The organism is Streptomyces sp. NPDC001848, from assembly GCF_042891915.1.
Classification (GTDB): Bacteria; Actinomycetota; Actinomycetes; order Streptomycetales; family Streptomycetaceae; genus Streptomyces.
This window is the reverse complement of the sequence record NZ_JBIATP010000014.1, coordinates 126,126-140,739: the sequence shown is the minus strand read 5'-3', so window position 1 is coordinate 140,739 and position 14,614 is coordinate 126,126. Positions and strand designations below refer to the sequence as shown.

The 14,614-nt window shown below is 70.9% G+C and carries 6 protein-coding genes; 2 read left to right on the top strand and 4 right to left on the bottom strand.

From position 1 onward, the window contains the following. Nucleotides 1–153 precede the first annotated feature (153 nt). Nucleotides 154–639 carry a VOC family protein gene (locus ACFYZJ_RS27750; protein ID WP_388572315.1) on the top strand — a complete coding sequence of 162 codons (486 nt, stop codon included), beginning with the start codon at nucleotides 154–156 and terminating at the stop codon, nucleotides 637–639. A gap of 196 nt (nucleotides 640–835) precedes the next feature. On the opposite strand, the gene ACFYZJ_RS27745 is transcribed toward ACFYZJ_RS27750, so the two are convergent. From ACFYZJ_RS27745 to ACFYZJ_RS27730, 4 genes are all read right to left on the bottom strand, one after another. Next, a complete protein-coding gene (locus tag ACFYZJ_RS27745; RefSeq protein WP_388572313.1) occupies nucleotides 836–3,142 on the bottom strand; it encodes a molybdopterin-dependent oxidoreductase in 2,307 nt (768 codons plus the stop codon). 407 nt (nucleotides 3,143–3,549) lie between these two features. Further along, nucleotides 3,550–4,290, bottom strand: coding sequence for a LuxR C-terminal-related transcriptional regulator (locus tag ACFYZJ_RS27740; RefSeq protein WP_388572311.1), 741 nt, complete (start codon nucleotides 4,288–4,290; stop codon nucleotides 3,550–3,552). 399 nt (nucleotides 4,291–4,689) lie between these two features. Then, complete coding sequence (locus tag ACFYZJ_RS27735; RefSeq protein ID WP_388572309.1) at nucleotides 4,690–5,526, bottom strand: alpha/beta fold hydrolase; 837 nt, start codon at nucleotides 5,524–5,526, stop codon at nucleotides 4,690–4,692. 321 nt (nucleotides 5,527–5,847) lie between these two features. Then, on the bottom strand, nucleotides 5,848–8,775 hold the full coding sequence (locus ACFYZJ_RS27730; protein WP_388572307.1) for a BTAD domain-containing putative transcriptional regulator: 2,928 nt from the start codon (nucleotides 8,773–8,775) through the stop codon (nucleotides 5,848–5,850). A gap of 1,686 nt (nucleotides 8,776–10,461) precedes the next feature. On the opposite strand from ACFYZJ_RS27730, the gene ACFYZJ_RS27725 reads away from it, so the two are divergent. After that, nucleotides 10,462–14,547 carry a discoidin domain-containing protein gene (locus tag ACFYZJ_RS27725; RefSeq protein WP_388572306.1) on the top strand — a complete coding sequence of 1,362 codons (4,086 nt, stop codon included), beginning with the start codon at nucleotides 10,462–10,464 and terminating at the stop codon, nucleotides 14,545–14,547. The last annotated feature ends 67 nt before the right edge of the window (nucleotides 14,548–14,614 follow it).

Here is a 14,614-nt window from a genome sequence, read left to right as displayed (position 1 = left end):
CCTCCGGGCCACGGATCGCCCTCCGTATGTGGCTCTGACGGCGAACATGTGCACGCTGGGACAGTTTCCGTGCACGAACGGCTCCACTGCCCGGGGAGTATGTTCGGCGGTGCCCCGGCAGTGGGGTGCGCATATCCAAGGAGAGTGTTCCGCATGTCCGCCCGACCCGTGGTGCGGGGTCTGCACCACATCAAGATTCCCGTGTCGGATCTGGAGCGGAGCATCGCCTCGTACGGCTCCGTCCTGGGCGCACGTCGCCTTGAGGAGTTCGACCACGTCACCCCGGACGGGGAGCTGTGCGCCGTCATCCTCGACATCCCGGGTGTGGACGTGCCCGTGGAACTGCGTCTCGACCCGGCGACCGCCGCACGGCTGGCCGGCTTCGACCCGCTGACCTTCACGGTGACGGGCCGGGCGGAACTCGACGGCTGGATCCGTCACCTCGACACGCTCGGCGTGACCCATTCACCGCCCATCGTCGCCTGGTCGGCCATCTCCTGGTGGTTCCCGACCCCGACGGTGTCCGGCTGCGGTTCTACACCGACGAGCCCCACGGACTGGGCGCCGAACACGTGGACTTCGCGTCTGCCTGGCTGCGCCCCGACTCCGTGCCCGCCCCGGATGCCTGACCGGCCGTGAGCCGCCCGGCGACCGGGGAAGCGCCGTCGCTCACCGCGGGGACGCCGTGACCGTACGCCGTCCCGGAAGCTCGCCATCGTCCGCGCCGTCGCCTGGGGGCGCCCCGCATGCGCCGAGTGCCCGGTGTCCGCCGGGACGGTGTGCCGGGCGCGTGGGAGACCGTGCATGCCAGGTATGCGATCGCCGCTGTTGTCGGTCAGGTGTGCATCAACATGTGCACACGCTCGCTGTCCCGCTGGGCGGTCTCCAGTTCCTCGGGGGTCGGCCGTTCCAGTCGTACCGGCATGTCCTTGTGGTGCGGTGTGCCGGCGATCGGGTCGCGGTCGGTGGCGTCGGTGAGCAGATTGATCCGCGGTCCATGGGTGACACGCCCACCGCGGCCGTCGGGGACCGACATGCCGAAGCCGTGGGGCAGGGCCACCTGCCCGGCCCGCAGCGTCTCGTCGGCCTCGGCCCGCGCGACCAGGCGTCCGGTCCTCGACACCACGGCCACCCAGTCGCCCGGGGCGACACCGGCGGCGGAGAGGTCCTCGGAACGGGCGCGCAGCGCGCCGTCCGGGTCGCTCTTGCGCCATGCGGGCGGGCGCAGGATCTGGTTGGCGTTGTGGCTGCGGCGCTGACCGTTGATCAGGGACAGCGGGAACTCGGGGTCATGGCGGTCGGTGGCCGGGTCCAGGGACGTGAGCCAGGTGAGCAGTTCGGGCACGGCGAGCGTGACGCGTTCGCTGCGCATCAGGCTCCACACCTCGTCGTAGGTGTGCTTGCTGAAGGCGAGACCGCTCGGTGACCGCAGGACACGGTCGAAGAGTTCCTCGCCGAGTGCGGTCCCGGACGCCTCGGTGTCCAGCGCCCGTTGGACGGCGGGTCCCAGCCGGTGCGCGGCGGTGTGGCAGCCGGGCCACAGGACCGCCGCGGAGGCCGCGCCCTCGGGGAGCGTACGGCCGAGTGTGCGGTACAGCAGGACGGGGGCGATGCCCGGGGCCTTGCGCAGGGCGGCAGCGGCGTGCCGCAGCAGGTTCGGCCGGTCGGTGCGGGCCAGCTCCGTGAGCCGGTCGAGCTCCGCCCGGTCCGGCAGAGCGCCGAGCTTCTCCAGAAGCCGGGTGTAGATCTCGGCCTCCACCAGGGTGCCCGGCAGCGGAGCGAACAGCGGCCGCCGGAGCTGGAAGTAGTTCGTCGGCCACTCGAAGTCGAAGAACGTCCACTCCCACTTCTCGTGCTGCGAGGCCGCGGGCAGGACGTAATCGGCCAGTGCCGCCGTCTCCGTGTAGGCGATGTCGACGACCACCGACAGTTCGCACTCCGAGAGGGCGCGCTCGACGGACGCCGTGTCCGCCGCGGTGTTGGCCGGATTGGACGAGTCCACCCATATGGCACGGGCCCGGTGCGGATGGTCGGCGAGGACCTCCTCGGCCAGGGTGTTCATGGGCAGGTACCCGCCGATGTACTCGAACCCGGTGATCTGCGAGCGCTCCCCGTGGGATTCCTTCCACAACGGGATCAGCCAGGAGTGCAGGGCGTTGGTGCCCGGCCGGCCGAAGTGCCCGGTGACCAGGTACAGCAGCTTCTCGAGGTAGCTGTTGAGCGTGGAGTTGCGCCCCTGCTGGACGCCCAGTTCGACGCGGACGGTCATCGACCGCGCGGCCAGGATCAGCTCCACGGCCCGCTCCACCTGAGACCGCGGCACCTCGGCGTGCGCGATCCACTCGTCGACGGGGATGCGGAGCAGGGCGTCGGCGACCTGTTCGTATCCCTCGGTGTGTTCCCGCAGGAACGCCTCGTCCGCGCCGCCGCGCCGCACGATCAGGGCGAGGATCGCACCCAGCAGGTAGGCGTCGGTTCCGGGCCGCAACGGCAGGTGGACGTCGGCGACGTCCGCCGTCTCGGTGCGCCGCGGATCGATGACGATCATCTTCCGGCCGGGGTCGTTCTTGATGGTGTTCACCGCGGTGCGAGCCCGGTTGAAGCCGTGTGCCAGCCACGGGTTGCAGCCGATCGCCACCAGGAGGTCGCACTCCTCGACGCCCTCGGACGTGTGGCAGACCTGCCCCCCGAACAGTTTGCCGTTGACCCAGAAGTCCCCGGTCTTCTCCTGCGACAGGGCGCCGAAGAGCCGCGTGGAGTTCATCCAGCTCATCAGCGCGTTCCCGTACGCACCACCGGAGTGGTTGCCCTGGCCCCCGCCGCCGACGTAGGCGAGCGCGCCGGGGCCTCCCGGCTCGGTGGTGTCCCGGATGTCACGCAGGCGCCGCGCGATGTCGGTCAGCGCGGTGTCCCAGTCCACGGGCTCGTGGCCGCCGTCGGGGCGGCGGCGCAGCGGCGTGGTGAGACGGTCCGGGTGGTCGCCGTACCACGTCAGTCGCTGCGGCTTCTGGCAGAGGTAGCCCCGGGTGCGTGGGTTCTCCTTGTCGCCGCGGACGCGGGTGATCGCACGCTGGTCGATCGCCACCTCCAGACCGCAGTTGACGTAGCAGAGGCTGCAGGCTGTCTTGTGCCAGTCGGTCATACGTGTTTCCCGCTTCCGCGACGGCCCCGCACCGGGTCACGGGCCGCTCGGCGAGCGGCGACGCCTGGGTGCCTGATGGGGTGAACACATTCCGAAGCACAGGGTTTCTTCGTCGAACCCTCCCTGTCAAGGCGGCGATGTGGCCCGTTTCCTTGGGCGTCAGCGCGGAGCGCCGCGGGCAGGTGCCGGCGCGAGGTCACACCTGTCTCGGCGAAGACATGTGACGATGACTCGCGACCGTGCGATGGCTCCAGTGCGCAGCTGCGGGCCGATCCGCTGGCTCGTCAGCCCGTCGACCGTGAGGCGGGTCATCCCGGCCTGGTGGGGCGTCAGACGGTACGTGGCGGCTCACGCGGGACGTGTCCCCCGCCTCGCCGGCGGCCGGCCACCGGCCCGCGGTGTCGTTCTCACAGCGCACCGTTGCGGATGGCGTAGGCCACCGCCTGAGTCCGGTTGCGCAGGCCAAGCCGGGTGATGACGTCGTGCAGCACGTTCTTGATCGTGCGTTCCGAGTAGTTGAGGCGTCCCGCCACCTCGGCGGTGCTCAATCCCTCGGCCAGCAGCCGCAGGACGTCCACCTCCCGGGCGGACAGCTCGGACGAACCGGGCTGGTGCGCGGGCAGCGAGCGAAGGCGCTCGACCAGCGCGCGCACCAGGGTGGGCGGCAGCGGCGACTCCCCCTGCAGCGCCCTGCGGCTCGCCCGCACGATGTCGGCGTAACCGACCTCGCCGCGCAGCAGCACACCCACCACCCCGCGGTCGACCGCGTACAACAGGTGTCGCTCGCTGATCGAGTCCACCGCCAGCAGCACCGGCAGCCCCCGTCCCTGGTTCGGCCCGGTTACCTCCTCGATACGTTTGAACGTCGCCAGGGTGACCTTGTGGGCCAGCACCAGTGCCACGTCGGCACCGTGTCGGTCCTCCCAGGGCACCACGCGCACACCCGACGCCCCGCGGAGGTAGGCCTGAGCGCCCTCCTCCGTGAGCACGTCGCTCGCCGTCAGGGTGAGCGTCACCGGGAGGGCGTCCCGGTCCTCGCCCCCTCCCACGGCCCTCATCGCCGGCGCTTCCGGTACGGACGCCAGATGGAACCGGTCGGCCGCGCCCGGACGCTCCCACGCGGGTGCCTCGACGGCGCTTCGTCTCATGTGTGATCACCGAGTTCCTGTGATGCGCGGTCGAGTTTCCGTCGGGAGCTGACCCGGCCGCGGAGACATCTTGTACAGATGGAAAGCCATCGTCCGTGGCGCGATTTGCTCCGCCGCGTGCGCCGGATCCACGGTGCTGACGCCCGCCTCCGGTCGGCGCGAGAAAGGCCAGGAGATCGCGGGTACGGGGACGACGTCCCTGACGTCTGTCAATCGACGTGGCCGGAGACAGGTCAGGCAGGTGTTCCGGTCCGTCCCGCCGGCTCCGGACGTGGCCGCGAGGGATCCTCGGGCCCGGGAGGATGCACGGACTCACTGCTCCGGGTCGTACGCGGGAGGTGCGCCCGGGTGGCCCGCACCGCTGGATCGCGGAGTGGGCCACCGTGGCCTCGGCAGCGACTACTTGGCGAGGAAGGTGAGGAGGGCGTTGTTGACTTCCTCGGCGTGGGTCCACAGGAGGCCGTGGGGGGCACCGTCGATCTCGACGTAGTCGGCGTGCGGGAGGGCCTTGTGGAAGGGGCGGCCGGTGGAGTCGATGGGGAGGATGTTGTCGGCGGTGCCGTGGAGGATGAGGGCGGGGACGTCGATCTTGGGGATGTCGTTGCGGAAGTCGGTGGGCCAGGTGAGGGGGGCGGCCCAGGCGGCGTGGGCGCTGCCGCCGGCGGCGACGTTCCAGCTGTTGCGGACGGCTTCTTCGCTGATGCGGGTGCCGAGGTTTTCGTCGAGGTTGTAGAAGTCGTTGTAGAAGGTGGTGAAGTAGGCGTAGCGGTCGTTCTTGGCGGTGTCGGAGACGCCCTGGAAGAAGGCGTGGTCGCCGGCGCCGGTGGGGTTGTCGTCGGTCTTGAGCAGGAAGGGCTCCAGGGAGGCGAGGAAGGCGGCCTTGGCGATGCGGGCGGAGCCGTAGGTGGAGAGGTAGCGGGCGACTTCGCCGGTGCCCATGGAGAAACCGACGAGGGTGGCGCCGTGGAGGTCGAGGGTTTCGATGAGGGTGTTGAGGTCGGCGGCGAAGGTGTCGTAGTCGTAGCCGGTGGTGGGCTGGCTGGACTGGCCGAAGCCACGGCGGTCGTAGGTGATGACGCGGTAGCCGGCGGCGAGGAGGGCGGTGGTCTGCTTCTCCCAGGAGTGGCCGTCGAGGGGGTAGCCGTGGATGAGGACGACGGGTCGGCCGGTGCCGTGGTCCTCGTAGTACAGCTCGATGTCGGTGGTGTTTTCCTGACCGACGGTGATGTACGGCATGGTGGTGGCCTTTCGGGTGTGGGGCGGTGCGACGGAACCGCACTGCCGGACGACGGACACACTGTCTCTCGACAGCGAGCACGGCCGAATCTGTCTAACGACTTATCTCTTGAACCCCGACCCATATCGAGGCCCGTGCAGCAGGCCGGCATACATGGTCCGACCCTTGCGGTGCTACAGGTGTTTCCCGATGACGAGGACGGACCCGGGTCCGTCCACGCATCACCGGTCGCGGGCCGGTCCGGGAGTGATGGCCCACTCGGCGGGTGCCCCGGGCCGCCGGCGGCGGGTGCGGCCATGGCCCTGGAACCTTGCGTGTAGTCAAATGACCGATGCCGCTCGGCGCTCCTCCTTCGCCGTGTCCAACTGGGCCAGTTTCTCCCGGGCCTGGACGACCAGCGGCAGGTCGGGATCGTCCAGGCTTCCGAGGGCTTCGGTCCAGGCCTGTCGTGCTCCCGCCACGTCCCGGGCATCGAGCCGTACGTCGCCGAGCGCCATCAATTCCTCCGCGACGTTCGCCCGGCTGCCGGCCAGCCGCAGCCGTTCGATGCCCCGTTCGTAGTACGAGACCGACCGGGCGTAGTCGCGCCACTGGTCGAACACCTGCCCGATCACCGTCAGGGTCACTCCCTCACCGTTGAGGTCGCGCAGCTCGCGGAACATCGCGACAGCGGTGCGCAGCAGTCGCAGAGCCTCCCCCAGGTCACCGAGTTTCACACGAGTCATTCCGGCCATGCACAGAATCGTGGCCTTGAGCTGGCCCGGCTCGGGCCCGCTCAGCAGGTCCAAGGCCGTTTCCAAATGACGCAGGGCGCGGAGGTGGTCCCCCTGGGTGTGACGCACGAGCCCGAGGTTCCGCAGCACGTGTGCCAGGTCGGCGGTGGAGTGCAGTTGTTCGAAGTGGTGACGTGCGTGTTCCAGGTGGCGCAGCGCACCGGGCTGGTCACCGAGGTAGTGCAGGGCGCCGGCCAGGCCGTGATGGGTCCGCGCCATGCCCTCCACGTCATCGGCCTTGCGTGCCGCTCCGAGGGCGGCCCGCATGGTGGCGGCCCAGTCGTGCCACCATCCCATGCGCTGCTGGCACATCTGCAGGGTCACGGCGAGTTCCCACGCCGTCCGGCCGTCGCCGTGCGCGGCTGCCGTTTCCACCACCGAACGCAGTACCGCCCGCTCCTGGGTGTACCAGGCTGTCGCCGCGGCGGTGTCCGCCAGCGGCTCCGGCGTCACGGACGGCAGGGGCGACTGAGGAGCGACCGGCTGGGGTCCGGGCCGCAGCAGGAGGTTCGCCGCGTGAGCGGTCTGGCGGTAGTGGTCGTACATGCGGGACCGGACGGCCGGCCGGTCCGGCTGGTACTGGACGGACAGTTCGGCGGCGTACGCGAGGATCAAGTCGTGGGCCCGGTAACGGTTGCGCCCACGCGCGGTCAGCAGTCTGGCTCGTACGAGTTCGCCCACGGCCTGGGCCGCTTCGTGCGGTGTGATGCCGGCCATGCTGGCGAGGGCGGCGGTGGTGACGTCGGGGCCGGGGTGCTGGGGGAGGAGGCGGAAAAGGTGTGCGGCCCGGGGGCCGAGTGTGCGGTAGGACCAGGAGAAGACGCCTCGTACGTCGTTGTCCAGGTTGTCGTCGCTGAAGCCGTCCAGGCTGTGGCCGCTGGTGGACAGTTCGAGGTCGATGTCGTGGAGGCTGCGCTCGGGGTAGGCGGCGGCTCGGGCGGCGACGATGGCGACGGCGAGGGGGAGGCGGCCGCAGCGTTCGACAAGGGGGCGGATCTCGTGGGCGCCGTCGTGCGGGCGGCTGGTGCGGACGCGTTCGAGGAAGGTGGTGGTCGCTTCGGTGGCGGTGGGGACGTCGAGGGTGAGCAGGTGTGCTCCGTGGGCGGTGGCCAGTGCGGTGAGGCGGCTGCGGCTGGTGATGATGACCATGCAGTTGCCGGTCCCGGGCAGCAGGGGTCTGATCTGGGCGAGGTCGCGTGCGTTGTCGAGGACGACGAGGACGCGTCGGTCGGCCAGGACGCTGCGGTAGAGCGCGGAGCGCGTGTCGGGCTGGGTGGGGACGCGTTGGGGGGCGACACCGAGGGCGTCGAGGAAGCCCTGGAGGATGTCGGTGGGGTCGGTGGGTTCGCCGTCCGGCGCGAAGCCGCGCAGGTCGGCGTAGAGCTGTCCGTCGGGGAAGTCGGAGGCGACCTGGTGGGCGAAGTGCACGGCCAGAGCGGTCTTTCCGATGCCGGGCATGCCGTCGACGGCCAGCACCCGCAAAGCACCCCCACCCCGCGCGGCAAGGGCTCGGGCCTGCGCGAGTGCGTCCTCACGTCCCGTGAATCCCGGCAGGGCGGGAGGCAACTGGGCCGGTCGTGCCGTTCTCACCGACGACGGGCGGGACGCCCCGGAACCGGCCGGAACCGGTGGACCGCAGGCAGCGGCTCCCCTGTCCTTCTCCGCCTCCGCGGGCGTGCCTGTGTCGACGCGGTGCCGAAGAATCCGCTCGTGGGCGGCCCGCAGCTCCGCGCCGGGGTCCACACTCAGTTCCTCCAGCAACCGCAGCCGGATCTCCTCGTACATCGCCAGGGCCTCGGCCTGCTTGCCGTCCGAAGCGAGCACCAGCAGCAGGCGCGCCAGCAGCGCCTCGTCCAGCGGATTGCGCTCCGCGGCCTGCCGCAACGGCAACAACACCGACTCGGCACGATGGCAACTCAGCGCCCTGTCCGCTGCCTCGCACACCACCGACACGTATTCGTGCTCCAGCATGACGAAGGCGGGGTGGCTGCCGCTGACCGGTTCCAGGTCCGCCGCGCACCGACCCTGCCACAGGCCCAGAGCGGTGGTGAACAGCCCGACGGAGCCCGTCGGGTCGCCCGCTGCGTCCGCCTGCCGTGCCTGATCGACCAGAGCCCGGAAGTTCAGCAGGTCGAGGCAGTCGGCATCGACGCGCAGCAGGTATCCACCCGCCTGCCGGGCGAGCCACCGCCCGGGCGACCTCGCGGGCAGGTCCGGTTCCAGGAGCCGGCGCAGTGCTCCGACGTACCGGTGCACCGCGTTGGTCGCACTCGACGGCGGATCACCGTCCCACAGCAGATCGATGAACTCGTGCATCGACACAGGCCGCCCGGCACGAGCCAGGAGCACAGCGAGGATGAGCCGCTGCTGCTTCGGGCCGAGCAGCAGCTCGCTGCCGCCCCGCCGGACTTGCACCGGTCCCAGGACGGAGAACTGGATGGCGTGATCACCTGACTCGCGCGACAACCCTGTCATCGTGCATCTCTCCTTGCCACCGACTCCGTTCGTCTCCCGCCACCGCCTCACGCACCGGTCAGCGGCGCCGGCCCGGTCACGGTCGGCTCATGTCTTCGATGTGCTGCTCATACGGGTCGTACGGACGGCGGGCATCCCCATCGGCGTACATGGCCGTCCAGGACGTTGCCCGACCCGGATCCCTCGTTCATACGTTGCTCGGAAACCTCTGCGGAGCATGGTGTGCGGAAAGGTGTGTGAGCCGCCGCGCTGCGCGCCGCCTCCGTCGGCCGTCGGCGGCGGCCCAGCCGCCCGCGTGCGCGGCGAACCGCGACAGGAGGCGCTGCCCGCCGCGGCGAGGCGTGTGCGCCGGTTTCCCCTACGGCCGACCGCTCCCGGGACCGTGGTCGGCGCGGATATCGGTGCGGGCCTCAGGGACAACCGACGAGAGCACCTACGCCGGCCGGAGGACGGCGCGGCGGGTCCCGCGGCCGGTTGCCGCTCCTCCTTCGCACGCGTACCGGCCGGCAAGGAGGCCCGGGTGCTGACGGAAGGCGCATAACGCGGCCACGAGGCCGGCGGTGACCGGTCCGGCGGATCCAAGCCAGGGGGCTTCGCTCCGGGGCCCGGCCGGCTCGTCGCGGACGGCCGGAGAGGGCCCGGGCCCTCTCCGCAACGCGAGAGACGGCCCGTCGCTTCTCCGCGGGGCGCGGGACGGGCTGCGGAACAAGGCGTCCGCCTCGGACGGCTCGATCGGATCGGTGGGGATGGACTCGGTCATGCAGCTCTCCACATCGTCACGAGGGAGACCCGCCGCCGAGTGGCCGGCACCGACGGCTTCGCGGGACAGGGCCACGGCTCCGACCGTTCGCCCGGGTCTCCCGGCGGCCGGATCCGTGCAGGTGGGCTCGCTGGACCGGTTGATCACAGCACCCCCAAGCCCCGTCGATGAACGCCAAGTGTGTGGCGACGAATCCAATATGGTCGGTCATTTTCATTCTGTCAAACGGGTCTCGCCTGCCGCTTCGGCTCGAATCGACCAAATCGGACAGTCGTCCCTTGTCGGCTTCCGGCTGTCGGCATTACAGGCAGCCGGACCCGACCTCGCGGGGGTCTCCTCGGCCGGGTTCACGGGCTCGCCTCGTACGCCGGGCCTTGGACGCCGAGTGCGCGACAAGGCCACAACTCTGCCCGATCGGGCGGAGCGGTCTTTGGGATGCCGAGCGCCCGCACCACGAGCAGCGAGACTGCGCACGCACCGAATCCGTGGGGATCCGTGCCCGGCCCGACGGTGGGTTGCCGTCGATGCCGATCCGTCTCCTGAAACGCGGGTACGACCTCAAGAGGCGAGGACCGCTGCCCAGGACGTCCGGTCGCCACGGCGGGGCGGCAGCCGGCGGGGTGGCCGGGGCTCCGGCTGCCCCTGCCTCGCGGTCCAGGGGTGGCTGGGGTTCTTGGTTCTCCCTGCCCCGCTCTCCCCGCCCCGTCGCGTCCGCCGCGAGAAACATGTGACCAGCCACCGTTTCCAGGTGTGCGGCGAGCGATGCCGAGTCGAGCCGGCAATTCCCAGTCGTGTCACACCTCTTGACACAAGCCGTTCAACGAAACAGCCTATGGCAACGTTGTCAGGCAGGGCAGCTCGCTGCCTGGAGCCACGTCGGCCAAGACCTTCCTCCCCGCATCGTCACCCGATTGGACGCCCCACACATGGCAGCTCACGGTGATTCGGCGCCCCGCCATCCCTCCCGGCGGTCGGTCGTAGCCTCCGGTTCCACCCTCCTGGCCGGCCTCGGACTCGGCGGAGTGTTGCCGGCGGCCGCTTACGCCACCGAGCGCGCAGGCGCCTCCGCCGCGCACTCCACTTCCGGTGATCTGGCGGTCTACCGCCCGGTCGAGGTCTCCTCGACCGCGTACGCGCCCACCCCGGCCTCCTTCGTGGTCGACGGGATGACGGTTCAGGGTGTGCGCGGCACCGGATGGCGGGCGGCCGACGGCGATCCGCAGTGGGTCGCGGTCGATCTCCAGACGGACTGCGAGGTCACCGACATCCGTCTGACGTTCGAAGCCGCTGCGGGCGACCCGGTCTTCGTACCGCCGCCGAGCGGCAACTGGGCCGACGGCACCACCGGCAAGGAGATCCTCTCGAGTTACGCCACCGACTTCGTCGTGGAGACCTCCCAGGACCACGAGTCGTGGACCGGCGTCTACCGCACCACCGCCGGAACGGGTGGCGTCGTGGAGATCCGGCTGCCCCGTCCGGTGACCGCCCGCTGGGTGCGCATGACCTCGCACCGGCGTTCCAGCGTCAACCCGCTGGGCCTCAACGGATTCGAGGTCTACGGCACCGTAGGCGGCCACCGCCCGGCGGCGTCGGGCTGGACGGACTGGGGCACGCACCACGGCCAGGCGCCGTCGCTCGTGGTCGCCGACGACGGCACGGTGGTCCTGGAGTCCGGCTGGACGCTGACTCTCGACGACCGGGAGCAGCGCGACGGGGCCCACCTGTCGGTGCCGGACGTGGACACCAGCGACTGGCTGCCCGCGACCGTGCCCGGCACGGTGCTGGCCTCACTCGTCGAGCAGGGCCTGCTGCCCGACCCGGTCGCCGGCCTGAACAACCTGCGCGTTCCCGAGGCCCTCTCGCGCCACTCCTGGTGGTACCGGCGGGAATTCACCCTGCCCGGGGGCCTGCGCACGGGGCCCGGCCGCAGGGTGTGGCTGGAGTGCGACGGAGTCAACCACCAGGCGGACATCTGGCTCAACGGCGGCAGTGTGGGCCGGCTGACCTACCCCTTCGCCCGCTGCGCCCACGACGTCACCGCGCTCGTCGCGGACCGGCGCGAGCACGCCCTCGCGGTCCGGATCACGCCGATGCCGGTTCCGGGAAGCCCCGGAGACAAGGGACCGGCGGGTGAGTCCTGGGTGGACGCCGGCGCGGGACAGATGAACCTCAACTCGCCCACGTACCTGGCCGCTTCCGGGTGGGACTGGATGCCCGCCGTGCGCGACCGCGCCGCCGGCATCTGGAACCACGTCCGGCTCAGGTCCACCGGCGACGTCGTGATCGGTGACCCGCGCGTCGACACGGTCCTGCCCCACCTTCCCGACACCTCGGTCGCCGAGCTGACCCTCACCGTCCCGGTCCGCAACGCCGGCGCGACCGACCGCACGGCCACGGTCTCCGCGGCCTTCGACGACGTGAACGTCTCCACCGTCGTCACGATCCCGGCCGGCCAGAGCCTGGACGTCACCTTCCGCCCCGACACCCGTCCCGCCCTGCGGGTGAAGAACCCCGAGTTGTGGTGGCCCAACGGCATGGGCGACCCGCACCTGCACGACCTGACTCTCCGGGCCACCGTGGACGGCGCGGAGAGCGACCGGCGGACCACCCGGTTCGGCATCCGCCAGTTCGGTTACGAGTACGAGGTGCCGCTGCCCTTCGCCACCTACGGCAACGCCTGCGCGCAGTCCGTGCCCACCGGCCCGCAGCAGGCCCGGTACGTACGGATCAGGTGCCTGACCAGGGCCACCAGCTGGGGCAGCTCCCTGTGGTCGCTGTCCGTGGCCGACAGCGGCCGTCCCGGCGTCGACCTCGCCCTGCACGCGCCGGCCACCGCCTCCAGCACCAGTGGCGACGACCTGGGGCCCGGCAACGCGACCGACGGCGACTCCGGCACCCGGTGGTCCTCGGCCTACGAGGACGACCAGTGGATACGTGTCGACCTCGGCTCCCCGCAGTCCTTCGACCGCGTCGACCTGGTGTGGGAGCAGGCGTACGCCGCCACCTACGTCGTCCAGGTGTCCGCCGACGACGAGACCTGGGCCGACGCCGCACACGTCGACAACACGGCGGTGCCCCTGCTGTTCAACCGGGGAAACGCCAGTCTGCGGACGCACGACTTCGAGGCCCGGACCGCCCGCTTCGTCCGGATCGCCTGCGGTCTGCGGCAGACGAGCTGGGGGAACTCGCTGTGGTCCCTGTCGGTGATCGACAGCAAGGAGCCGGGGACCGACCTCGCCCTTCACCGCCCGGCGACCGCGTCGACCGAGGAAGCCGACCACCCCGCCGCCCACGCCACCGACGGCGACAGCGGCACCCGGTGGTCCTCGAAGGCGGAGGACCACCAGTGGATCCAGGTCGACCTCGGCTCCGGGCGGACGTTCGACCGGGTGGCCGTCATGTGGGAGACGGCCTATCCGAAGACCTACGTCGTCCAGGTGTCCGACGACGGCGAGACCTGGACCGACGTGGTCTCCGCCACGAACACTCCCGAGCCGCTGAAGATCAGCGTCAACGGTGTCCGGGTCCTGGCGCGCGGCGGCAACTGGGGCTGGGACGAGCTGCTGCGCCGGATGCCCGCCGAGCGGATGGACGCCGCCGTGCGGATGCACCGCGACATGAACTTCACCATGATCCGCAACTGGGTCGGCAGCAGCAACCGCGAGGAGTTCTACGCCAGTTGCGACGAGCACGGCATCCTGGTGTGGAACGACTTCCCCAATGCCTGGGGCATGGACCCGCCGGACCACGACGCCTTCAACACGATCGCGCGGGACACCGTACTGCGGTACCGCATCCACCCGTGCGTCGTGGTCTGGTGCGGCGCGAACGAGGGCAACCCGCCGGCCGCGATCGACGCGGGCATGCGCGAGGCGGTCGAGCGGCTGGCCCCGGGCATCCTCTACCAGAACAACTCGGCCGGCGGGATCATCAACGGCGGCGGACCGTACAACTGGGTCGAGCCGCACAAGTACTACGACCCGTCCTCCTACGGCAGCAACAGCTTCGGCTTCCACAGCGAGATCGGCATGCCCGTGGTCTCCACCGCCGCCGGCACGCGCGCCATGGCCGGTGACGAGCCGGCCTGGCCGATCGGCGACGTCTGGTACCACCACGACTGGAGCGAGCACGGCAATCAGGCACCGCAGGGCTACAGGGCGGCCATCGAGGAGCGCCTCGGCGCCGCGACGGACCTGGACGACTTCACACGCAAGGCACAGTTCGTCAACTTCGACAACGTCCGCGCCATGTTCGAGGCGTGGAACGCCAACCTCTGGAACGACGCCTCCGGCCTGATGCTGTGGATGTCCCACCCGGCCTGGCACAGCACCGTCTGGCAGACGTACGACTACGACTTCGACGTCAACGGGGCCTACTACGGGGCCCGCAGCGCCTGCGAGCCGCTGCACGTCCAGGCGGACCCGCTCCGCTGGGAGGTGTGCGCGGTCAACCACACGAGCCGCGCGCTGGGGGGTGCGACCGTCACCGCGCAGCTTCACGACCTCAACGGCGACCGGCTGGGAGCGCCGAGCAGCGCCGAGGTGAACCTCGCCCCGGCGTCGGTCGCCCGCACGTTCACCGTCGACTTCGCGGACGCGCTGCCCGACCTGCACCTGCTGCGCCTGACCCTGAAGGACCGCGGCGGTGCCGTCCTGTCCCGCAACACCTACTGGCGCCACCGCACACCCGCGGCCATGCGGCGGCTGACCACCCTCAGACGGGTCGTGCTGTCCGCGACGATCACCCGTCTCTCACGGTCGGGCAGCCGCCACGAACTGACCGCCACCGTCGCCAACCGGGGTCCGGCCGTCGCCGCGATGGTGCGGCTGTCCCTGCTGGACGGCGGCGGCGACCGCGTACTGCCGACGCTGTACGGCGACAACTACCTCTGGCTGCTGCCCGGCGAGTCACGGACGGTCACCCTGTCGTGGCCCGCAGAGGCCCTGCGTTCGGGCCGCCCCGTGCTGCACGCGGAGGCCTTCAACAGCCGTCCGGTGCGGACGCGCTCCTGACATCCGTACCGGGCAGGGAATCCGGCCGTCCGCGAGGGGTGTCCGGTGCACGCGTCACCGGATCTGA

What these genes read in the sequence shown, in the direction of transcription:
- ACFYZJ_RS27735 (WP_388572309.1), bottom strand. Translation starts at nt 5,526, where the DNA reads ATGCCGTACATCACCGTCGGTCAGGAAAACACCACCGACATCGAGCTG.
- ACFYZJ_RS27745 (WP_388572313.1), bottom strand. Translation starts at nt 3,142, where the DNA reads ATGACCGACTGGCACAAGACAGCCTGCAGCCTCTGCTACGTCAACTGC.
- ACFYZJ_RS27740 (WP_388572311.1), bottom strand. Translation starts at nt 4,290, where the DNA reads ATGAGACGAAGCGCCGTCGAGGCACCCGCGTGGGAGCGTCCGGGCGCG.
- ACFYZJ_RS27750 (WP_388572315.1), top strand. Translation starts at nt 154, where the DNA reads ATGTCCGCCCGACCCGTGGTGCGGGGTCTGCACCACATCAAGATTCCC.
- ACFYZJ_RS27730 (WP_388572307.1), bottom strand. Translation starts at nt 8,775, where the DNA reads ATGACAGGGTTGTCGCGCGAGTCAGGTGATCACGCCATCCAGTTCTCC.
- ACFYZJ_RS27725 (WP_388572306.1), top strand. Translation starts at nt 10,462, where the DNA reads ATGGCAGCTCACGGTGATTCGGCGCCCCGCCATCCCTCCCGGCGGTCG.